Raw genomic sequence first — 22,563 nt, 5'->3', positions numbered from 1 at the left:
ATGTAATAGCAACTCTCATGCCAATCCTCAAAAATCGTTTGCATGGCGAATCTTGTTGAAACGTGGTCGATTTTGGTGAGTCGAAGTAGACTCACTTTTGAATCGAAAAGTAGGAAAAGTCAATCTTCTTGCGTGAATCTATTTCGACTCAATTTTTTTCGAATTCGATTCACTATACAATGATCGATTTGATCTTGTACAATCAGTTGAAAAACCCAGGGAGCTAATCAAGATGGAAAAGGCTGCGGAGATTTTAGCTTTGTCTTCTGTTGATCGTTTGATTGACATCCTGAACGCATTGGCAGACGGTATTTTCATTTCTGATGCGCAGGGAACTACTTTATGGTTGAACAATGCCAGTGAGAACCTGTGCGGCATGCCGAAAGCCGAGCTCATCGGACAAAACGTTTCCGATCTTGAAGAAATGGGGATATTCAGCCCTTCTGTTACCCGCTTGGTTCTAGAAACGGGAAAACCGACCACGACCATTCAGCTCGTCAATAGTAAAGGGAAGTTCCTGGTGACTGGGCATATCATTCCCGATGAGGAAGGGAGACCCGAGCTGATCGTTGCCCATTCACGAGATATCACAGAGGCAGCCCGTGCCAGTTCGCAACTGGAAGAAACGGTCGCATTGCTAAAGCGGTACAGTGAAGAGATTCAGCTCATGAAGTGGGAAGCGAGCCAGAGCTCCTCCCAAACGTTGATTGGCAATAGCCGTTCCTATCTCGCTTTGCTGGAATTAATGAAAAAAGCTGCCCCTGTCGACACGACCGTGTTCATTACAGGTGAAACAGGCGTGGGAAAAAGCTATCTCGCAGAGCAAATTCACCAGCTAAGTGAGCGAAGGGGTGGGCCATTCGTTCATGTCAACTGTAGCGCCATTCCGGAAACCTTGATCGAGTCTGAGCTGTTCGGCTACCACAAAGGGGCTTTTACGGGAGCGAGTCATTCAGGGAAAATCGGATTAGTGAAGATGGCAGACAAAGGGACGCTATTCTTGGACGAAATTAGCGAGCTTCCCTACCATTTGCAATCAAAACTGCTGCTGCTTCTGCAAAACAAAACGTTTATGCCCATCGGCGGCACCAAAACATATACGGCAGACATCCGAATCATAACGGCAACCAATGCCAATCTTCAGGAGCTTGTGCGTTTGGGCAAATTCAGACACGACCTGTACTATCGTCTTAATATATTGCCGATCAATGTTCCGCCATTACGTGAGCGAAAGGACGACATTTTTCCGTTGCTTCACCACAATCTCCAGAAATTCAATACCAAGCATAATCAGAAACGACGTTTTTCCTCGGAAGCATTGGATGTTTTGCATCAATACGAATGGCCAGGGAATGTGCGAGAGCTGGAAAATTTGGTAGAGCGGATCGTCATTACGTCGAAGCTGGATGAAATCCAGGTCAGTGATTTGCCAGAAGAGCTGAGGAGTATACGTGAGCTGGAGGATGGTATTCTCTCACTCGGTTCTCTGTCCCTGACAGAGCGGATGGAGAAAATCGAGATGGAATTCATTATGCAAGCATTGCGCACGCACAAGACGACTCGCAAAACAGCCGCTGCTCTTGGTATTACCCAGTCACTGCTCATGCGGCGGATTAAAAAGTATGGGATTCAGCTTGATTCTGAGGACGAGTGATTGGAAAACCGTTTTTTCTGGTTTGAGTCAACATTGTGGAGGAGAAGAAAAAGCACAGTTCTCTTCGACTCTGACACGCCAGCATGGGGATTGACTGTCCGTCTCCACTTCCAAAAGGGGACCGTCGAGCCAAAGCCACCCTACGGGCGGAAGCATCTCAGGGAAGAGGTGTTCGACAAGCGTGGTCCCCTTTTGGAAGTTCCGACTGGGTAGTCGTTGTCAAGGTCTGCGAGCCCTGCGCTTTTTCTTCTCACCAGCTTTGGTGGTTCATCGAATACTCTCTTAAACATAACAAAGGAGCGCTACCTCGCAGCGCTCCTTTTCTTTCCTCAATTACTCCTCGATCTTCTTTGCTTTTTTGCCAAACCATGTATTCGCGACCAGCTCGACTACTTGCTTCGGCAAGGATTGTGGTGCCTGCATTTCAGTTCCGGTCTTGTCCACTGTGCGATACAGCAAAGCCTTGTCATCCGCCGGATCAGACATGGTTTGCAGTGTCCATTCGCCGATTTGTCCGGCGTTTGTCCACTCCTCGATCATCAGCTGATACTCCCCTGGGGCCAGCTCGATATAATCTTCTTCCGTCACATCCACAATCGCATATCCATCATGCTCGATTTCAGCATCGTATGTATTTCCGTTCGCAGCTTCGTACAGAGCGAGCTCTTCTTGGTTGTTCAAGTTTTCTTTAAGCGGAGCAAAATCCGCGATCGTCACCTTAATACGCTTTTTCATCCGTACCCCTCCCATGTTGAACACATCATTTCACACTCTACCACAACAAGGTCAACCGTGCCACTGATCTGCGAGTAATCGAACATGCTTGATTTCTTCGCGATGCCCTCCCTCTGATCCTCTCGCTGTTTCCAACACAATGGGGAGTCCCTGAAATTCGGGTGTTTGCAAAAATGCGGCTATCGCTTTGTCACCGATCATTCCTTTTCCAATGGGGGCATGTCGGTCTCGAAAGGAGCCACTCGGATAGACGGAGTCATTCAGATGAACAGCGCGCAAGCTCGTAAAATAATCAAGTTCCCGCATCCGATCGGCTACTTGTGCCCAATCATTTCCTTTCCATAGACCGCTGGCAAACGCGTGGCACGTATCCAGACAAAATCCTACCTTCTGCGGCTCGGCGAACAATTGTCTTACCTGCGTAAGCTCTTCGAGTGTCGTGCCCATTCGGTTGCCTTGTCCTGCATTGTTTTCGATTAACAGCTGGGCTCTGCCATTCCAGCCATCCAGGATCTGATTGACCATCTGTATCATGATTTTATAGCCCGCAAGCACGTCAGCGCCTTTATACTGACCGAAATGCACGACCACGCCAAGTGCACCGCAAGCCTCTGCTATTTCAAGGTCATTGCGCACCGACCCCACTGTGACTGCAAACAGCTCTTGCTCTTCAACGCAAAGGTTCACCGGGTATGGCGTATGGGCAATGGAGAGCATGCCGTTCTGCTGACAAAAAGCACGACAGCGCTCTGCATCCCGAGTATCGAACTGCTTGACGCCTAAGCTTCGCGGGTTTTTCGGGAAAAATTGAAACGAGAGCGCACCTTCTTTGTATGCGGATCTCGCGGCTTCCTCGTACCCATGACGAATACTGACATGACACCCGATTTGCAAGGCAATCCCTCCCCTCAGCACTTCCTATCATTTTTCCCTCTGTTACTTCTTCTCAATCGAATGGTGCCCTTGCGCTTCGCTGTCAGATCGAATAAACTAAAACTAAACCGAACGTTCAGTCTAGAAAAAAGGAGCCTTCGTATAATGACAAAGCGTCGCCTCGATGGGGAGAAAACCAAACAACATATCGTAGAGAAAGCCACCGAGTTATTTTCTCAGAAAGGCTACTCCGCCACTTCCATTGAGGACATTTGCCAAGCAACTGGAGCCAGTAAGGGCAGCCTCTATTACCATTTTAAAAACAAAGAGCAATTGTTCCTGTACTTATTAGAAAAGCAATACAATGAATGGGAAGATATTTGGCGAGAAAAGGAAAAAGAGTTCTCGACTTCCATTGATAAACTGTATGGCTTAGCTGCTTTTTTCTTGGAGGATTTTTTGTCCCACCCTCTAAAAAAAGCAGGTGAAGAGTTCTCCGGTAGCCAGCTCGCAGATCCAGTCATTCTGGAACAAGTGCTGGAAATGCTCGGCTCCACTTATACCCTCTATACCTCGCTCTTTCAAGAAGGGATCGATAGCGGCGAATTCGCTCCATGTGATCCAGAAGAGCTGGCGATGATCTTGGAGGGGTTGATGAGCGGGATCATCAATGTGGGCTATCAAATGGAAGAAGAGCGTCTTCATGCCCTACTCAAAAGGAGCATTGACGTATTGCTGCATGGCATTATTGCCAAGTAGCATTTTTTTCACCTGTAATTAGACCGGACGTTCGGTATATTTTATCGGGAGTGAAGTGAACTATGAAAGGTCTTTGGGGAAACAAAGTTTTTCTCACCGTTTTTATCACGGATACCTTAGAGAACATCGGTATATGGATTCGCAACATGGCCTTGCTCTACTATGTGATGGAGACGAGCGGCAACAATCCAACCGCCGTATCGCTCTTGACCGCCATCGAACTTGCGCCAATCTTGGTTTTTTCAATCATTGGCGGGGCGTTGGCTGATCGCTGGAATCCGAAACGAACGATGATAGCCGGGAACCTGTTAAGCGCCCTCTCTGTTCTCGTTATCGTGTATTTGCTCTGGCAAGGGATGTGGATTGCTGTCTTCTTCGCGACTTTTATCTCGGCTGTCGTGTCGCAGTTCTCCCAGCCTTCTTCTGCGAAGATGTTGAAGCGCCATATTCCTGATGAACAAGTTGCAGCAGCCGTGTCTATTTCACAAAGTACGGGTTCGATTTTTCTACTGGTTGGCCCGATTGTTGGTACCTTTTTCTATGAGCATTGGGGCATTTACCCTTCCCTGTTAACGATGGCCGGCCTGTTCTTCGTCTCGGCACTGATCCTGCTGATACTCCCCCCTTCAACTGCCAGTGCAACAGAGGAAGACGGAACCCTCCTTTCTGAGATTAAAGCAGGCTTCGCCTATGTAAAAAAGCGACCAGCCTTGCGCGGGATTGCCATTACTTTTGCATGTTTGGGGTTATCCTCGGGGTTTATTAATTCGCTGGAGGTATTCGTCGTCACGGATCGTCTTCTACTCTCCAAAGAAGCCATTCAATGGTTTACGGCTTTAGACGGATTGGGGATGCTGCTGGGCGGCATTTTGGCTTCCATTTACCTCGATCGCCTGAATGGTCGCTGGGTTATTACAGGTGGATTAATCTTCTTCGCTCTCTCCGTCGCCGTAGAAGTTCTCTCTGTATGGGTATACGTAACCGCAGCGATGCGCTTTTTCACTGGAATTGGAATGGCATTTTTACAGATCGTGATCAGTACGTTCATGATCAAGCTCGTTGATGAAGCGTATATTGGACGGGTGAATGGAACGATTTCACCGCTCATGATCGGTCTCATGATGGTCGGTTCCTTTGTTGCAGGTCCGCTCATGCAGATGACTTCGTTGATCACGGTATTTTTGATCGCATCCGTCATCCTTCTGCTCACAGCATGGGGATGTACTCGAATCAAATGGGACTCGGCAGAAGTTACGCAAGATGGAGCTAACCATCTCCTCGAACAAAAGCAAGCACAAACACTATCGTAGGGTACGCAATCAAACAAAAAAGCTGTCCATCAAGTGGACAGCTTTGTCTAGCAATATGCTACGTTTTCACAATAAGGAGCGGTGTTTTCGTACGATGGATGGTTTTGAATGTGACACTGCCAAGCAGCGTACCTGCTACTGCACCTTGGCCATGATGACCCAACACAACCAGTCCCGCGTCGATTTCCTCAGCCGTCTGGCGGATCACAGTAGCTGGATCACCAATTACGACCTTGCTTTCATAAGGAAGCGATGCGGCTTCTAGCATCTCCTCGCATGGTTTTAACGTTTCACGTCCCCAACCTTCGAGTGTGTTCATGTTATCCCAACCCACTCCATATACACCTGCGTACGTGACTGGCGGTAAGACAACGGAGAGGAGCGTAAACGATACATCTGGAAGGTGCTGACCCATCTCGATGGCTTTTTTCGCTGCTTCCATCGAATGGTCGGAGCCATCTACTGCAATGAGTACTTTATTCCAAGGGAAGCGACTCTCATCTGTCTCCTCCGCAATGAGGAAGACCGGAACTTTGGCGTCGTGGAGTGTCGGATAGCTGACGCTCTGCAACAGGAAGCCTGTTATGCGGCCGTAACCATGTGTTCCCATTACGATGGCTGCATAGTCCTTCGCAGCGTGCTTCGCAATGACTTCATGTGGCTCTCCGAATTCAATCTCCAGCTCATACGTAATACCGGCTTCTTCGACGATCGACAGGAATTTTTTCAGATCATCTCTTGCTTCATCCAGCTGATAATCTTCAACGACATCTCGTCCCAACCTTCTGACAACATTGCGTGAAGGGAACGGAGGGATGGCATGAAGCAATGTGATATCATGCTTATTTTTGGCGTATGCCAGCGCGAAGCGGACCGCCTGAATGGACTGCGCAGAGAAATCAACAGGGACTAGAATACGGGACATAATGACACGTCCTTCCTCTTTTTCATCTGGCAAATGAGGTGTTTCACTATGTATTCATCTGCCTTGCGTCCATTGTAGCCCTGTGAGTACTTACGTGTATGTAGGGGTTTTCCCTGATCTTGGTAGGGATATTCCCTGATAGGGAGGCCTATTCTTGCAATCCCCTATTCCATTACAGCTGTGATGAAAATAGTAGGCTTCTCACTCAAATCAATGTCCGTAATCTCATGATCGTCCACCATTCGTCGATTCGCCTGCTGGTCTCTTCGAATGACCCGAACTACTGGGCGCGAGGGCAAACCTCTATTTTGGTCAATGATCACACCGATCTCTCCTGTCGAGAGCTTCAGCGAGGTTCCTGTCGGGTACATGGCAATGGAACGCAAGAAATGAATGACCATTTTATGATCAAAGCGTTTCTCCGCCAGCCCCATGACTTTTTCGCAAGCCTCATAAGCGGGCAACGTCTCCTCTTCTTCTGAAAAAGGAGAGATGAGATTATCGTAGTAATTGCAAATCGCGACAATCTTGGCGAACTCATGAATCTCGTCGCCAGTCAAACCCCGTGGCATTCCACTACCGTCCACCCATTCATGATGCTGCAAAGGAATGTGTGCGGAGACGATGCTCATCTCATGTTTTTTGCGCAGCAAATCAAACCCGAGCCACGTATGATGATTGGTTTTGCTGTTCTTTTTGTAGGCTGGCGCGTCCTTGTCTACGGACAGCTTGCCAATGTCATGCAAAAGCGCCCCAATGGCGAGCTCCTTCAATTGAGCCGTATTGTAGCCCAATCCCACCCCCATTACCGTCGCCATCATGCAGACGTTTAAGGAGTGAATGTACAAAGCGTTGTCATTCGTGCGAATTTCTCCCAGATTCAAGAGCACACGCCGATTTTTCAATGTTTCGTCGATAATACTTCCCACTGATTTTTGAATCCCTCGGACATCAAAGCTTTTGCCGGACTGCACGCACGATATCGTCTGCGACAAATTGCGGATGGCATCTTTACGAGTAGTCTCTGTGATGACCTCCTGCTCTTTTACTTCATCCAGCAATGGGTCTTTAATGCTTAACATGGTGACGCCAAACCGGCGCAATTTATTAATCATTCCGACAGTCAGCTGGACACCTGCATGCAAGAGCGTCAAGCCTTCGCTTGTATAAATACTTCGAGCCAAAACATCTCCCGGCTCTACTAGGTCTACATTCACATATTTCATGGGGCCTTCCTCCTGATTCATCCTCCCCTGATGCTTCTTCCCTATCTTTGCGTTGGAAAAACCTGTTTCGCATGATTTTCGCTGAAAAAAGCACCCGTGCAACCGGATGCCGTATGACCGATTACCTGCTCATGCTCCTACCAAGCCATGCACATAGAACTGAAAATTGGGTGCGTGCATCATGATATCCTTGTAAATAGTAGTGATGCAGCTTTTCCTCTCTCCGTTCAAAGCTGCGTATAAAGGTACCGTCCGGCGGTGCGATGACAAACGCTCTTCCTTCCTTTTGCAACTCTTTGACCTGCTCGATCACCTCATAAAACGTACGAAAATGGCGCATGAATGCCTGACACAGCCGCGTACTTCTCGAGAAAAGACGTTCGACTCGCCAAAAGTCGCGCAACCAATTACTCGACGAACAGGAAGAGGTTAGCACAATAATATGTTTTTGGTTACCATCGAGCATGGACTTCATCACTGGCACCGGATGTACAATGCCTCCGTCCCATAGCTGACGTCCGTCGATCATAACCTTGGGAGAAACAAACGGGAGACTGCAGGAAGCACGAATCACTTGGAAAATATCCTCACAGTCGTCTTTTGTAAAGTAAACGGCTTCTCCTGTCGTGCAATCCGTTGTGACGACGACAAACTGTTCCGTTGCTTCACGAAACCGATCAAAGGCGAACGGCTCCAGCTTGTAGGGCATTTCGTTGAAAATAAAATCCATTCCAAACAGAGAACGCTGCGTGATCAAATTTTTGCAGTGAAAGTTGTTCGCAGTAAATAAAGTTTTAGACTAGAAAATAAAGATGTAGACTGTGTCCTCTTTTGTGAATTTACCTCCTTATTTTTACTATCTATGTTATTTCGTGTTATTTAGTTTGATATGATGGTAAAACACGAAAAACATTTGTTTGTTTAGGAGGAGACTGTAGTGAAAAAATGGATTTTTTCCATGCTACTTTTACTCATGGTTATTACCGCATGCTCAAACAATCACGCTGAACTTCGATGGTTTGATACTGTTGATGAGGCCATTCAGAGCGGTATTGAACTAGAGGGTTTATCAAAAGGTGATGTGCTAGATAAGATTGAAAAAGACGGAGAGACACTCATTGTGTACAAAATCACACTGCCAGACGGGACAGGACTTGCTGTTGCAAGCCTTGCAACAGCTGACGGAAAGTTTGCCTGGTATCGAGCAAATAATCCAGTTGTCGTACTAGATGCCAATAAAGAACCTGTGTCTATTGTTAAGACAACTATTACGACGGAATCGCAGAAATCTTTTATAGTTCATCTTGGAGCAACAAAAGCTCCAAATCAAACAATCATAACAGAAAATGGTGTAGTTTCCCCAACGGTCGATCAAAATTCAGGGCTATTTTACTATTTCGAATGACCAATTGACGGTATGGATAAATATGGTAATTTACTAGCGGTTAGCAACTTATTTTTGTAAGGCAATTGATTTTTAAAGATGAAAACCGTGTCAAATCAACAAATCCAGTCTAAGACATTATTTTTCTTGGACAAAAGTAGCGGGGGTCCCGAATGTATTTTGTATGAAAAATCTTGCCCAATCCACGCTGACTCGCCAGGTATGCTGCTCCATTACACGCGCCTGCCGACACCGCAATGACATACGGGATGTAAAGCTCCGGCTCCATGAAGTAATCCAGGACACCTGAGGTATATATCCCTCTGCTACCCCCTCCCTGCAAGACGAGCCCGACCTTTTCCATACAAATCACCCGTTTTAGAATGTAGTTTCCCCCTAGTATGTCCAAAATAAAAACGACCCTCCTAGTGGGTCGCAACTACTCCTCTTTTTTCATGACACTGTACTGATCGCGGACCATTGCTACGTGTTCCCCTTGCTGTGTCAATTCCAGCTTGTAGAGAATATCGGCAAGCACCGCTGCAAAAATCAAGGTTAACTCCCCTGTATTGACCGGCTCTCGAAAGTAATGTCCGATCATCTCGTATCCTTTTCGCTTGTACGATTCGGTATCTTCCTCGTCAAGTGCTTCACACAGCTCTTCAATCAGTTCACCTAGCGCCAGTCTCGTGCGCTCATATACGTCCGGCTCGTCATGCAACAAAGCATCTGTCTCTTGGCTCGTACCCAATTACCCCTCCTCCTTCCTCTCTTAGAGTGGGGCAGGTGGTGATGCTTTATGCAGATTCTTGTTCGGTTTTCTTGGCAGGTGCAATACTCATTCCTGTCAGAGCCTGAAAAAGTACGCGATCATAATGCTCCTCTGCCCCAATCGCCGGTTTGCTGGCATAACTGCAAATAACAGCGGCCAAGAAGCCCAATGGTATGGAGATAATACCCGGATTAGCCAAGGGGAATATAGGCTCTCTTGCGATGATGCCATTTTGGATGTTCATGACTGTCGGCCCTATCACTACCAAGACGGAGGAACAAATTAAGCCCGTCAGCATACCAAAAATAGCTCCCTGTACGGTAAAACGCCGCCAATACAAGGTCAATAAAAACAGCGGGAGATTGGCCGATGCCGCCACGGCAAATGTCAACCCTACGAGGCTTGCCACATTCATTTTTTGGGCACCCAGCGCAAGCAGGATCGAGACAATCCCTACCGCAACGGAAGAACATTTTGCAATGATGATCTGCTCCTTTTCTGACGCCATCCCCCGTCGTACGAGATGACTGTAAACGTCATGAGCAAAGGCTGAGGAAGCGGAGAGAACCAAGCCTGTCACAACAGCCAAAATGGTCGCAAACGCTACAGCGGCTATGTACGCCTTCAAAAACTCCCCACCCAAGGCATCCGCTAATAATGTTACGGTTAAGTTTCCGCCGAACCCAACACGCTTGAGCTCCTCGTATCCGACGAACGCACTTGCACCAAAGCCGAGAAAAATCGTCATGACGTAAAACGCACCAATAATCCAGGTCGCAGTGTATATAGATTTGCGTGTCGTAATGGCATCACGGACCGTGAACAGCCTCGTGACAATGTGAGGCAGACAGGCAGTCCCCAAGATAAGTGCGAGATGTAAGGAAATCGCCTCCCATGGATCATCTAATTGATTGCCCGGCTGAAGAAAACGCTCTTGAAAAGGCGTAACCGTACTCACGTAATGAAACATCTCAGAAGGACTCCAATGAAAACGAGAAAGGATAATCAAGCTAAGGATAAGTGTACCTGATAGCAATAGTACCGCCTTAATAATTTGGACCCATGATGTCGCAACCATCCCGCCAAACACAACATAAATGGTCATCAAGAAGCCGACAATCATCACAGCAAGTCCATACTCCACCTGAAACAAGTGGTGAATCAATGCGCCTGCTCCCACTAATTGGGCGAGCATATACATGATGGAAATAAATAATGTAGTGGAAGCAATCAGACCTCGTAACAAACGGCTCTCAAACCGTACCGCTATCGCATCAGCGAGTGTGTATTTTCCCAAATTATGCAACGGCTCGGCGATCAAAAATAAAATGATCAAGTACGAAACGAGAAAGCCAATCGCGTAAATAAACCCGTCAAAGCCATACAATGCAATCGTCCCCGCGATCCCTAAAAAGGAAGCGGCACTCATGTAATCTCCGGCGATCGCAATCCCATTTTGCAAGCCGGTTAATCGATTGCCTGCTGCATAAAATTCGTTCGTATTTCCGGTGCGATTAGCAGCGGAATACGTAATGGCCAACGTTCCGATAATAACTCCTACAAAGAAAATGACAGAGGATAGATTCATTCTCCATCCTCTCTTTTCGCCTGCGGAACCAGCTCACTCACGATCCGATCGAACTGGCGTGCCTTCCACATATAGATGGAAGCAAGAAAGAGAGTCATGAGACACTGTGATACCGCAAAAATCCAGGCAAGTGTGATGCTGCCGTAAACAGGCAGATTCATCCACTCAGGTACAAACGTAATAAAAACAGGTAAGGAAAAATAAAAGAGTAGAAAAAACAGGGTAATCGGAATTAAAAAGCGCTTTTTTTTCTGAAGAAGGAGACGGTATTGCGAAGATTTGGTCATCGATTGTTGGAGGCTCATCCATTTACCTCTTTTTATCTGAATTTTCTATTAGAATACCATGTCTCTCCCTTTCTTTGAATGATAAAAGGAGAGAGAATGATCTTCTCCCTCCGATTTGGTCATCAAGCCTGTTCAGCTTCTTGCATCTGCTTGCGAATCCGCTCAGAAAGCTCATCTGAGCCATGAATACGCGCCCATATATTGTTCACATATACTGGCATCGGATTTTTGTCCATTACACTGACGATATAGATCGCGATAAAGCTCAACGGAATGACAAAAATGGACGGAAAGGTGAGGGAGCCCAGCGTAGCGGCAAAGCTACCAGGTGTGAGCACTCCTGTCTCTTTCAGAATGTTCATCAAGATGAAGAAAATCGAACCTCCACCACCAACAATCATGCCCGTAATTGCACCATTTCGTGTAGTGCCTTTCCACCAAATCGACGTGAGTAGCATCGGAACAAATGCCCCTCCTGATACCGCGAATGCCCACGTCACCATCATCGCGATCAAGGAAGGATATGCCTTATCCAGTCCGATCGCCGGAATGCCAAGCCCTACAAACAAGGAGAAAAGTGACATGAAAACAACTGCACCCTTGCCTACCAAAACTTTTTTCCACTCGGGAGCATTCGGATTGATGTAATTTTCATAGATGTCATGGCCCCACGAAGCAGCCGAAGCGATCAGCAAACCGCCTACTGTCGAGAACATCGCTGCAAAAGCACCGGCAGCCACATACCCTAGCCCAAACTCGCCGAACAGTAATTTTCCTAATACCGGCAAGATTTGATCGGATTTCAGAAGTAAACCGTCTACAGTGAGGGCAGCGACACCAGGATCGCTTCCGGACAATTCCGGAATGAATCTTCTTCCCCCTAATCCTACTACGGAGCTCATGATGTAGAAGAAAGCAACGAAGGCCAATACCCACAACGTAGTCAGTCGAGCGACTTTTCCAGATGGATTGGTATAGTAGCGATTCATAATATGCGGTAAACCCATCGTTCCCAACACGAGTGCCAGCACCATCGAGAACTGATTTAACCAGTCGTACCGATGTCCAGGCTCTTGCATCGTCATCGTACGTTCGGGATGAAGCTTATTTGTTTGTGGCAACACAATATTGACAGTCGCCTTCGGATCTCCCTTTTGGACCGTTTCGTCCACTTTGGTAAAGGCTTCAGGACTCATTGTCGCTTTTGCTTTATCATAGACACGCTTCCCTTCCTCCCCTTCCATGAGCTTCGCGACAGTCACTGTGGAAGAATTGGTCAACGGTTTGTTCTGGGAAGCATAATTGCCTACACCATTGAACAAAACCAGTGCGAAAACGAGGAACATCGCCGTAAACAAGACCCAGAACTGAATCATTTGATTCAAGGTCGTACCTTTCATACCACCCAATGCCACATAGAACATCATGACGACAACGGTCGCGACGACACCAGTCTGGTACGGGGTCATTCCCAAAAATCCGTATCCAACGAGGACATCCCATGTGCTTCCGGCACCGACCATCTGTGGCGCTAAATAAAAGATACAGATCAATTGAACCATGATCACACCGATGATCCGCGCACGATGACTTTTACCGAATCGAGCAAATAAAAAGTCTGGTATCGTATACTCACCGAATTTGCGCAGCGGACTGGCCAAAAACAAAACGACCGGAACGAACGCTGCTCCAAATCCTATCGCATACCACATTCCGTCTACACCAGATGCGTATACGGCACCAGCTACCCCAAGAAAAGAGGCTGCAGAAAAGTAATCTCCACAAATCGCAGTCGCATTCGTCATAAAGCCGACTTTTCGTCCTGCTAAATAAAAGTTAGCTGTATTTGAATTGAATTTTCGTGTGTAAATAGAAATCCAGATCGTTACCACAACGAGCAAAAGTACCATCATGATTGCCCACATGTTGATCATGCGCATTTCCCCTTCATCCACGTTTTTACGTTCTTAGTTATTTTTCAGTTCTTCATCTAATCGATTCGCTCGTTTGACGAAGACGAATGCCATCAGCCAATAAATGACATGAAACAAGAGCAAGGTCGTCCAAAAGTTCAAGGTGAGACCGAATAGCAACGGTGTACCGTACCACCATTCTGAAGTACCGCTTAGAAACGGAATGAGGAGAGTAATGAGAAAAAAGTAAAACCCGAACGTGAAGCTGAGTCTGCGCTGGGCACGAAAAGATGATTCAACCTTTTCCAATTCTTCCGCGGTGACAAATTGCGTGGTTAGTGATTTGTCCCCTTGCCCTTTTTGTTTTTTGCGTGCAATCTCAGGTGCCATGCCGGTATTGGACATAATCGCTCCTCCTTTGCGTAGTAAGAAAAATGAAAGCGCTTTAATTATTGTAAGGTTTATTTTGAATATTTGTATTTTTTGTGTCTAACATGTCGTTTCCCTTGCATAAAAAGCAAAAAACCCATCTTTTTTTGTCGATGGGTTACTTTCCTTCCAGTTTTTTCAATAATGACTTGACCGTTGTTCGAGAAACCGGGATTCGTACATTGCTTTCGCCTTTCAGGGACAGGTTGTATGCCCCATTAAACCAAGGCGTAAGCTCGCTTACGTAGTGGAGATTGACCAGATAGCTTTTGTGCGTCCGAAAAAAATCATGCGATTGAAGCTTCCCTGCCAGTTCTGTCAGTGTCATCCGAGTCGTATATGAATGCGTTTTGGTCCAAATCTGTACGAGCCGATCCTCGCGAACAGCATATATAATGTCGGCGGGGTCAATGACAACGAGGCGATCATTTTCTTCTACCAGCAATTTCGAACGCTTCGTCGTCGCATGCTCTACTTTGTGCGAAAAGAGTCGCTCTCGCACCCGCTGCATCGTCTCCACCAATCTCTGAGGCTCCGTCGGTTTTAACAAGTAATCCACAGCGTTCAGCTTAAAGGCAGTGACTGCGAATTCCTCATGTGCCGTGCAAAAGACGATGAGTGGCTGTTGCTTTCGTGAGGCAAGCATCCTAGCTGCTTGTCCCCCTTCCATCTCTGGCATTTTCATATCGAGAAAGACCACGTCCGGGTTATGCAAATCTACCATTTCTAGCAATTCTCGCCCGTTGGTTGCACAAGGAAGCAATTCAACGTCAACTTCTTGCTGCAACAAGTACGTCAACTCTTCACGTGCTAGTCGTTCATCTTCTGCGATCATGATACGAATTGGCATTAAGCGCTCACCTCTTTTGGAATAGGAATCGCAAATGTAATAACGCTCCCACCTTCTGGTTTATTTGCAAAATGGAGCTTGGCTTCTTGCCCACGAAGGCTTATGAGGCGTTGGTTGACATTATGGACACCGATACCATTTCCTTCGTTTCTCGCCATAGGCTCCCTCCCCAGACTAGGAAGGATCTCTTCCGGAATACCCTTCCCGTTATCTTCAATCCGGAACACAACATGCGTGTCCTGAAGGATGACCTGTAGAATGATTTCTCCACCCGAAGGCATGTCACGCAAGCCATGCTGTATACTGTTCTCCATTAATGGCTGAAGCGTGCCTGGCGGGATCAGTACATCATCCACGCCTGGATCAACGAATGTTCGAACAACAAACTGTTCGGAAAACCTGATCCGAATAATTTCCAAATACGCATGAAGATGATCCAGTTCTTGCCTGACAGTGACAAGAGGATTTGCCGTGAGCTTTAGATTGAAGCGCATAAACACGCCAAGCTGGATGGTCATATGCCTCGCAAGCTGAGGATCAACACGGATCAGTGTCACGATCGAGTTCAACGTATTAAACAAAAAGTGCGGGTGGATCTGTGCTTGCAGCATCCGCAGCTCAGCATCTTTCATCAGACCTTTCATTTGTTCAGCGAGCGCCAGCGTCAATTGGTTGGAAATGAGGTTGCCGAGACCTTTTGCTAATGCTTCCTGGACTTTTCCAATCTGTTGCGGCCTGCGAAAGTAGAGCTTAATCAAGCCAACCACACTTCCGCCTTCCTTGATCGGCACGAGAATAACTGCTTGCAAGGCACATTTTTTATGCTTGCAACCAAGACTTTCTCGCGATAGTCCTGTATCAATGGCACCACTGTAAATAGCTCGCCAATCCAGCTCGCTCTGAAGCTCTTCTCCCGGCAGATGATGGTCAGCTCCCGCTCCTACATGAGCAAGCACACGCTCACGATCTGTGACTGCAACCGCCGCCGCTTTCGCTTCTTTTTGGAGCACGAGTGCAGCTGTCATGGCAGTTTGGGGAGTAAGCCCTCGCTTTAGGTGTGGCAAAATACGTTCTGCTATCGTAAAAGAGCGCTCTGCCTCTATGGCTGCTGATCTTTCAGCCTCCTGCAAAGCAACACGAATCATCGTCGTAAAAATAGCGATCGAAATACTGCTTGTCAGCACCATAGGAATCCCAATCACATTCACCATTGTCCGTGCCAAGTCTGGAGTACTCGACATAATCAATAAGAGGGACATCTGGATCACGGGAGCGAACATGCCAATAAAAATCGCTTTGGAAGGTGAAATGACTCGTTCTTGCGAGAAAAAACGCGCTACATAGCCTGCCAATAATCCTGTAATCGGTATCGACAGTCCCATTGGCGCAGCTGCAAAACCGTCCATTTCGTAAATGTGAAAGCCCGCAATGACTCCGGCTCCCAGGCCAACCATCGGTCCTCCAAGCAATCCGCCAATCACTACCCCTACCTGTGTAGAATTGGCGATGATTTCTTCATCAGACAGACGAAAAATCCAAAAAGCCGGGCTGTAGCCCTCTTCCGAAACGACCACACCTGCGTAAGTACCTGCAACCCCAAACAAGCCAAACATGACAGAAAATGCGATTGACGTCCCCCAGTGTAATTCACGGTCTAACAGCTGGCGAAATAACGGAATACGAGTCAAAATAAATGCCAGCGTCAAGAGAATGCCCATTCTCTCAAAGAGCAATAACGTGAGATTGTCCACCGCAGCCTCCTTTAGTTTAAATCTTCTATAAATTCCGCACATTATCCTCATTTCCCTGCTGGACAGACAACCTCGCTAGGCTGATTGCATACGCTGTGTGTGCAATGCACGAGGAGAAGGGTGATCAGACAATGTGTGGAATCGTAGGTTGGATTGATTGGGAAAAGGACTTATCGAATGAACGATATGTGCTGCAAAAAATGACCGGCTGCCTCAAGGATCGAGGCCCTGATGCAGAAGGATTTTGGCTGACTCCGCGCGCTGCCCTTGGTCATCGTCGCCTTGTTGTGGTAGACCCCGCCGGGGGGCAGCAGCCCATGACGGCTCTTAAAAACAAGCATGCTTGCACCATGATTTACAATGGTGAATTGTATAATACCGAGGATTTGCGAGCAGATTTGTTAGCATGCGGACATACTTTCCAATCTCACTCTGATACTGAGGTGCTTTTGCACACGTATTTGGAGTGGGGCCCAGATTGTCTGACAAAGCTGAACGGTATCTTTGCTTTTGCGATCTGGGACGAACGCGAACAACGCCTGTTTGTCGGCCGCGACCGTATGGGGGTTAAGCCGCTGTTTTACGCCCAAAGAGGCAGCTCCTTTCTACTCGCCTCCGAACTAAAAGCGTTGCTCGCTCACCCCGAAGTGAAGCCAGAGCTGTCTCGCGAGGGCTTGGCGGAGGTTTTCGGTATCAGTCCCGCTCGTACGCCTGGTCACGGTGTTTTTCACAATGTACACGAGGTTCGACCCGGCTCCTATCTATTGGTGACTCGGGATGGAGTCAAGCAAAAACGCTACTGGCAGCTCGAAAGCCATCCGCATACTGACGATCTTGCGACAACTGCACGACGTGTCAAGGAATTGGTTACGGATTCGATTGAGCGCCAATTAGTTGCAGATGTGCCTGTCTCCACCCTCTTGTCTGGCGGGTTAGACTCGAGCATCATCACAGCCGTCGCGGCGGAACATTTTCAAAATACGGGACGCAGGACACTGCATAGCTACTCGATCGATTACGTCGACAACAGGAAGCATTTCAAGGCGAGTGCCTTTCAACCAAATGAAGATGAGCCCTATGTTCAACTCGTTTCACAGTTTTTGGGTACCCAGCATCACACGATTACATTCGATACCGATGATTTGATTGGTGCCTTACAGGTCGCGACACTCGCACGTGACTTACCAGGTATGGCAGATGTCGATGCGTCCCTTTACCTATTTTGCCGTGAAATTAAGAAAGAGACGACCGTCGTCCTCTCTGGAGAATGCGCAGATGAAGTTTTTGGCGGCTATCCGTGGTTCCACCGTGCAGATCTGCTGAATGCCCGGACATTCCCCTGGTCGAGAGCGACAAAAGAACGTGCATCCTGGTTAACACCAGAGCTTCGTGATTGGGTCAAACCCGAGGAATACGTCGCCATGCGATACGAGGAATCTCTTGATGAGGTGCCACACCTTCCGGGCGAAGATCCACTGGAAGCTCGCCGACGGGAAATGTTTTACTTGAATATCACGTGGTTCATGAACACGCTGTTGGATCGCAAAGACCGCATGAGTATGGCTGCCAGTCTGGAAGCGCGCGTCCCCTTCTGTGATCATCGGATCGTCGAGTACGTATGGAACATCCCCTGGGATATGAAGACACACGGGAATCGAGAAAAAGGAATCTTGCGTAAGGCGATGGAAGGAATCTTGCCAGATGAGGTGCTGTATCGTAAGAAAAGCCCTTATCCGAAAACACACAATCCCGCTTATACAGAGGCCGTTCGCTCTTGGTTGCTGGATATCTTAAACGACCCTACCTCTCCGCTTCTGCAATTAGTTGACGTTCCAACCATCCGCAAAATTGCCGAGTCTGACGCACAGGCTTCGAGCATCCCGTTTTTCGGTCAGCTCATGAGTACCCCCCAATTGTTCGCCTATCTGGGTCAATTAGACTATTGGCTGCGGGAGTATCGTGTATCTATCCGTGCCTAATCAAGACAAAAGCTCCTCGTCCCTTTTGATTAGGGGGATTTGAGGAGCTTTTCGTCACTTTTTGGTTTTTCCCCTATGCTGGGTTCGAGGCATGGATTTTGACTTGGGGTTGAGGGGGATGGTAACAATGGGTTGATATCTCAGATCAAACTGATCGCCTGAGCGTTTCATGATGGTGAATGTTTTGGTTTCTCCAACTCGAATTAATCGGTAGTCCACTCGTGTTTTTTTCCCTCCGCCGCTCAGTATCGCAGCCACAGTCCGATGATCTGGCCGATTTACTTTTATCTGCAGCGATTGCACGGTTGTAGGAAAAGTCGGGATTTCACGATAAGGAACACAGAGCTTGCCTTTCAGCATCCGCAAATTGAGATTCCGAATCATCACTTCCGTCAATTGCTTTCCCCAATACCTGCGGAAAATACGGGAGATTTTTCGTTTGGAGTTGTATTTCTCGGGCAATGGCGTGTAATCGACACCGTTTACGGTATAAACAGGCTTTCCTCTCGGCGAATTCGCGATCTGAGTCCAGACATGCTCTGCTGATGCGATAAACTGCTTGAGCCTCTGCAACTCATCCAAGGATTTCACCTCCTCCATAAACCGTATGGTGGTGGGCTTATGCTAGTACGCCCGATTTCTGCGATACGGACCTAATGGACGAGTTTTCTGAACACACATATAAATTGCAATCATATTATCGAGATGATAGAATATAAAACGCTTTCACTTCTCTTTATGAGAAGTGCGTTTTTTTGCCTTGTAAGTTTAGCATTATTAAATTTTTCGGAGGTTGTAATGAATTTCATCATTCCCATCGTTGGCTTACTCATCGTGATTGGGCTGGCATTGTTAGGGAGCAATGGACGTAAGAAGGTAAAATTTAAGCCAATCATCGTCATGCTCGTCCTGCAATTTTTGCTTGCCTTTCTTCTTTTGCATACCAAGTTTGGGTATATATTCGTTTCAGCCATTTCCAAATCGTTTGAAAAGCTTCTTGCCTTTGCTGCAGAAGGGATTAATTTCGTATTTGGCAATTTGGCAAACGATGGACAGATGTCCTTTTTCCTGGGTGTCCTACTCCCGATCGTTTTCATTTCCGTCCTGATCGGTATTTTGCGCCACTTTAAGATTTTGCCGATTATCATGAAAGCGATTGGGTTTGTTCTGAGCAAAATTAACGGCATGGGTAAGCTGGAGTCGTATAACGCTGTAGCTTCCGCTATTGTCGGACAAAATGAAGTATTCATCACCGTGAAAAAACAGCTTGGTTCTTTGCCGGAGCACCGTCTGTATACACTGTGTGCATCGGCTATGTCCACTGTTTCGATGTCAATTGTCGGTGCGTACATGACCATGATTGAGCCGAAATACGTAGTAACTGCGCTGTTCCTGAATCTGTTTGGCGGCTTCATTATCGCTTCGATCATCAACCCTTACACGGTGACAGAAGAAGACGATTTGCTGGAGATTCAAAGCAATGAGAAGCAGTCCTTTTTTGAAATGCTTGTCGAGTACATCATGGACGGTTTCAAGGTTGCGGTAGTCGTGGGTGCGATGCTGCTCGGTTTTGTTGCCTTGATCGCTGCTGTGAATAGCTTGTTCGGCATGATTTTCGGCTGGACGTTCCAAGAAATGCTCGGCTTCGTCTTCGCTCCTTTTGCCATCCTGATGGGTATTCCTTTTGCGGAAGCGATGACGGCTGGTAGCATCATGGCGACGAAGCTCGTAACGAACGAGTTTGTAGCCATGATCGAATTGGGCAAGGTCGTATCTGAACTGAGCCCACGTACAGTAGGGATTCTCTCTGTATTCCTCGTTTCGTTCGCGAACTTCTCCTCCATCGGAATTATCGCTGGTGCGGTGAAGGGGCTGAACGAGAAGCAATCCAATGTAGTCGCTCGCTTTGGTTTGAAGCTGTTGTTCGGTGCAACACTCGTCAGCCTGTTGTCTGGTGTTGTTGTCAGCTTTGTACTGTAATTGAGATGAAAAAGTGTCCCTGTGCCATGTGCGGTGGGGACACTTTTTTATAGACAATGAACAGCGAGTGCCCTGTTACAGGAGGGCACTCGCTGCTTGTTATCGCATGATCTTTTCTACATCGACACGCCCAGAGAAAAATGTAGCTCCTCCACCCATATCCGCGATTCGGTCAGGTGTGAGAGCATTCACATAATGCTTCGGACCAGTATCGTCTGCCCACAACCCTTGACTCACCACTACTCCAGGAAGAACATTTTCACCTACGGCTACGATGAGCTCGCACTCTCCCCGCTCATTCCATATGCGCACCGTATCCCCATCGCTAATGTCTGACGCACTCGCATCTGTCACATTCATATGCAAACGCGGAATTTTTTCCATTTTCTTATGCTTTTCATTATTCGAGAACGTAGAATTCAAATAATTATGGTTGGGCCCCGGTACAAATAAGTACGGAAAATCTCCATCATTCACTAAAGGCGTGTACGTCGGTAATGGAGGAAGACCTCGATCCGCCATAACTTGTGAGTAAAGCTCAATTTTGCCACTTCGGGTTGGAAGGTGTTCCAAAAAGAAAGGCTCCAAATCTGCTTTGGCATATTGTTTTTCGACCAATGTTTCGAATGTGATTCCTTCCAGATGAGGATTGCCATGCCCTTGCAACGCCTGTCTGATCATCTCCTCATCACTGTCTTGAAATGCGGGTTCGTCGTATCCCATGGCAGCAGCCAACAAACGGAAAACATCCGTGTTGGACTTGCTCTCGCCAAACGGGGCGATAACCGGTTGCTGAAGCTGAATGTAATGATGCCAATACGACGTGTAAAAATCAGTGTTTTCATAAGAAGAAGTCGCAGGCAAAACGATATCGGCATAGAGAGCCGTCTCCGTCAAAAACAAGTCATGCACGACCGTGAACAAATCCTCTCTCGCCAAGCCTTGCCGGACTTTGTTTCCTTCTGGCGCGACAATGGCCGGATTGCTCGTATACACGAAGAGCGACTTCACCGGCGGCTCTGTATCGAGCAACGCTTTTCCAAGTTCATTCATGTTAATGACTCTCGTCTGTTTGTTTTCCAGCAAATCTGGTCGCTGCACGGCAAGCTTGTTGTGCTCCAGGAAGCCTTTATTCCCTTTATTGGCCCCACCACCTTTGACGAGCCACTGCCCTGTAAGGGCCGGAAGACAAGCAATCGTCCTTACACACATGCCTCCATTATCGTGATGCTGAATGCCGTTTCCAAGGCGAATAAAGGAGGGCGAAGTGGTGCCATACATTCTCGCCAATTTGTAAATATCGTCGACAGGAACACCCGTAATCGCAGATACTGTAGCAGGATCGTACGTCCGTACATGCTCCTTCAGTTCTTCATGTCCCACCGTATATTTTTCCATAAAGGCTGAATCAACCAAGTTTTCAGTAAAAAGCACATGCATGATGCCCAAGGCCAAAGCCGTGTCAGTTCCGGGTAAAATCGGGATAAACCAATCAGCCCATCGACCTGTCTGATTTTTATGGACATCAATCACGATGATCTTCGCCCCGTTTTTTCGAGCCTGTTCCGCAAACACCACTTGATGCATGTTCGTACTAACGGTATTGATCCCCCACATGATGAACAGCTTGGAATGTATCGTGTCTTCCGGATCTGTTCCGAAGGCCCCACCCATCGTGTAGCTGTACCCTACTGCCCCTGCACTGTTGCATATCGTACGGTCAAGTTGACTGGCCCCCATACGATGGAAAAAACGGCGATCCATACCTTCGACATTGATCCGACCCATGTTACCGTAAAAGCTGTAAGGCAATATGCTCTCTGGGCCTTCTGCATCGATCAAGGTACGCCAGCGTTCGGTTATGGTAGTGATGGCTTCCTCCCAACTGATTCGGACAAACTCCCCGCTCCCTTTTTTGCCAATGCGCTTCAGTGGATGCGTGAGTCGCTTGGGATCGTAAATGCGCTCTGTCATGTTGCGGACTTTGTTGCAAATATTTCCCTTCGTCACCGGATGGTTCGGGTCCCCTTCAATTTTGACGATCTTTCCCTCTTTTTTATGAAGGAGCAATCCGCACTGATCCGGGCAATCGAGAGAGCAAACTGCTGGAAAAATACCATTTTCCTGGGTGGTATAAGTCATGGAGGT

General features: G+C 47.5%; 21 protein-coding genes and 1 pseudogene. 6 read left to right on the top strand and 16 right to left on the bottom strand.

What is annotated here, in order from left to right; all coding sequences use genetic code 11:
* The first annotated feature begins 232 nt into the window (after positions 1–232).
* On the top strand, positions 233–1,654 hold the full coding sequence (locus AB1L17_RS04280; protein ID WP_412843397.1) for a sigma-54 interaction domain-containing protein: 1,422 nt from the start codon (positions 233–235) through the stop codon (positions 1,652–1,654).
* Positions 1,655–1,987: 333 nt separating this feature from the next.
* Here AB1L17_RS04280 and AB1L17_RS04275 read toward each other — a convergent pair whose 3' ends face one another.
* Both AB1L17_RS04275 and AB1L17_RS04270 read right to left on the bottom strand, forming a co-directional pair.
* The gene (locus AB1L17_RS04275) at positions 1,988–2,389 is read right to left on the bottom strand and encodes a hypothetical protein (protein WP_412843396.1); all 402 of its coding nucleotides are present in this window, start codon (positions 2,387–2,389) and stop codon (positions 1,988–1,990) included.
* Positions 2,390–2,440: 51 nt separating this feature from the next.
* Positions 2,441–3,283 carry a deoxyribonuclease IV gene (locus AB1L17_RS04270; RefSeq protein ID WP_412843395.1) on the bottom strand — a complete coding sequence of 281 codons (843 nt, stop codon included), beginning with the start codon at positions 3,281–3,283 and terminating at the stop codon, positions 2,441–2,443.
* Between the two features lie 144 nt (positions 3,284–3,427).
* On the opposite strand from AB1L17_RS04270, the gene AB1L17_RS04265 reads away from it, so the two are divergent.
* Together AB1L17_RS04265 and AB1L17_RS04260 are read left to right on the top strand one after the other, a co-directional pair.
* On the top strand, positions 3,428–4,021 hold the full coding sequence (locus AB1L17_RS04265) for a TetR/AcrR family transcriptional regulator (protein ID WP_412843394.1): 594 nt from the start codon (positions 3,428–3,430) through the stop codon (positions 4,019–4,021).
* Positions 4,022–4,083: 62 nt separating this feature from the next.
* On the top strand, positions 4,084–5,331 hold the full coding sequence (locus tag AB1L17_RS04260) for an MFS transporter (protein WP_412843393.1): 1,248 nt from the start codon (positions 4,084–4,086) through the stop codon (positions 5,329–5,331).
* Positions 5,332–5,389: 58 nt separating this feature from the next.
* Here AB1L17_RS04260 and AB1L17_RS04255 read toward each other — a convergent pair whose 3' ends face one another.
* From AB1L17_RS04255 to AB1L17_RS04240, 4 genes and pseudogenes are all read right to left on the bottom strand, one after another.
* On the bottom strand, positions 5,390–6,256 hold the full coding sequence (locus AB1L17_RS04255) for a universal stress protein (protein ID WP_412843392.1): 867 nt from the start codon (positions 6,254–6,256) through the stop codon (positions 5,390–5,392).
* Between the two features lie 164 nt (positions 6,257–6,420).
* Positions 6,421–7,482 (bottom strand): HD-GYP domain-containing protein, encoded by a 1,062-nt coding sequence (locus AB1L17_RS04250; protein ID WP_412843391.1) that lies wholly within the window; start codon positions 7,480–7,482, stop codon positions 6,421–6,423.
* A gap of 121 nt (positions 7,483–7,603) precedes the next feature.
* Entirely contained in the window at positions 7,604–7,948 is a 345-nt protein-coding gene (locus AB1L17_RS04245) for a DUF6363 domain-containing protein (protein ID WP_412843621.1), read from the bottom strand.
* 18 nt (positions 7,949–7,966) lie between these two features.
* Positions 7,967–8,242: pseudogene (locus AB1L17_RS04240) on the bottom strand (patatin-like phospholipase family protein); the annotation flags it as partial.
* A 177-nt stretch (positions 8,243–8,419) separates the two neighbouring features.
* Here AB1L17_RS04240 and AB1L17_RS04235 point away from each other — a divergent pair.
* The gene (locus AB1L17_RS04235; RefSeq protein WP_412843390.1) at positions 8,420–8,887 is read left to right on the top strand and encodes a hypothetical protein; all 468 of its coding nucleotides are present in this window, start codon (positions 8,420–8,422) and stop codon (positions 8,885–8,887) included.
* Between the two features lie 109 nt (positions 8,888–8,996).
* Here the strand turns inward: AB1L17_RS04235 and AB1L17_RS04230 are convergent, their stop codons facing one another.
* From AB1L17_RS04230 to AB1L17_RS04195, 8 genes are all read right to left on the bottom strand, one after another.
* Positions 8,997–9,275: a patatin-like phospholipase family protein gene (locus tag AB1L17_RS04230; RefSeq protein WP_412843389.1), complete on the bottom strand. Its 279-nt coding sequence runs from the start codon at positions 9,273–9,275 to the stop codon at positions 8,997–8,999.
* Between the two features lie 30 nt (positions 9,276–9,305).
* Positions 9,306–9,617, bottom strand: a complete 312-nt coding sequence (locus AB1L17_RS04225; protein WP_412843388.1) for a hypothetical protein — start codon at positions 9,615–9,617, stop codon at positions 9,306–9,308.
* Positions 9,618–9,663: 46 nt separating this feature from the next.
* Positions 9,664–11,226: a solute symporter family protein gene (locus tag AB1L17_RS04220; protein WP_412843387.1), complete on the bottom strand. Its 1,563-nt coding sequence runs from the start codon at positions 11,224–11,226 to the stop codon at positions 9,664–9,666.
* On the bottom strand, positions 11,223–11,531 hold the full coding sequence (locus AB1L17_RS04215; protein ID WP_412843386.1) for a DUF485 domain-containing protein: 309 nt from the start codon (positions 11,529–11,531) through the stop codon (positions 11,223–11,225). The genes AB1L17_RS04220 and AB1L17_RS04215 overlap by 4 nt, the downstream gene beginning before the upstream one ends.
* Before the next feature lie 104 nt (positions 11,532–11,635).
* Complete coding sequence (locus AB1L17_RS04210; protein WP_412843385.1) at positions 11,636–13,447, bottom strand: solute symporter family protein; 1,812 nt, start codon at positions 13,445–13,447, stop codon at positions 11,636–11,638.
* Positions 13,448–13,480: 33 nt separating this feature from the next.
* Positions 13,481–13,831, bottom strand: a complete 351-nt coding sequence (locus AB1L17_RS04205) for a DUF485 domain-containing protein (protein ID WP_412843384.1) — start codon at positions 13,829–13,831, stop codon at positions 13,481–13,483.
* A 142-nt stretch (positions 13,832–13,973) separates the two neighbouring features.
* Positions 13,974–14,705 carry a LytR/AlgR family response regulator transcription factor gene (locus tag AB1L17_RS04200; RefSeq protein WP_412843383.1) on the bottom strand — a complete coding sequence of 244 codons (732 nt, stop codon included), beginning with the start codon at positions 14,703–14,705 and terminating at the stop codon, positions 13,974–13,976.
* Entirely contained in the window at positions 14,705–16,456 is a 1,752-nt protein-coding gene (locus AB1L17_RS04195; protein WP_412843382.1) for a LytS/YhcK type 5TM receptor domain-containing protein, read from the bottom strand. Before AB1L17_RS04195 ends, AB1L17_RS04200 begins: the two co-directional genes overlap by 1 nt.
* Positions 16,457–16,587: 131 nt before the next feature.
* On the opposite strand from AB1L17_RS04195, the gene asnB reads away from it, so the two are divergent.
* Complete coding sequence (asnB, locus tag AB1L17_RS04190) at positions 16,588–18,435, top strand: asparagine synthase (glutamine-hydrolyzing) (RefSeq protein ID WP_412843381.1); 1,848 nt, start codon at positions 16,588–16,590, stop codon at positions 18,433–18,435.
* Between the two features lie 54 nt (positions 18,436–18,489).
* Here the strand turns inward: asnB and AB1L17_RS04185 are convergent, their stop codons facing one another.
* Positions 18,490–19,026 carry a hypothetical protein gene (locus AB1L17_RS04185; protein ID WP_412843380.1) on the bottom strand — a complete coding sequence of 179 codons (537 nt, stop codon included), beginning with the start codon at positions 19,024–19,026 and terminating at the stop codon, positions 18,490–18,492.
* A gap of 207 nt (positions 19,027–19,233) precedes the next feature.
* Between AB1L17_RS04185 and AB1L17_RS04180 the strand changes: the two genes are divergently transcribed.
* Complete coding sequence (locus AB1L17_RS04180) at positions 19,234–20,415, top strand: NupC/NupG family nucleoside CNT transporter (RefSeq protein WP_412843379.1); 1,182 nt, start codon at positions 19,234–19,236, stop codon at positions 20,413–20,415.
* Between the two features lie 99 nt (positions 20,416–20,514).
* On the opposite strand, the gene AB1L17_RS04175 is transcribed toward AB1L17_RS04180, so the two are convergent.
* Complete coding sequence (locus AB1L17_RS04175; RefSeq protein WP_412843378.1) at positions 20,515–22,557, bottom strand: molybdopterin-containing oxidoreductase family protein; 2,043 nt, start codon at positions 22,555–22,557, stop codon at positions 20,515–20,517.
* Positions 22,558–22,563 lie beyond the last annotated feature (6 nt).

Source organism: Brevibacillus jepli (assembly GCF_047229145.1).
Taxonomy (GTDB): Bacteria; Bacillota; Bacilli; order Brevibacillales; family Brevibacillaceae; genus Brevibacillus.
Note: the sequence above shows the minus strand (reverse complement) of the source record. Positions and strands in the feature narration are given on the sequence as shown.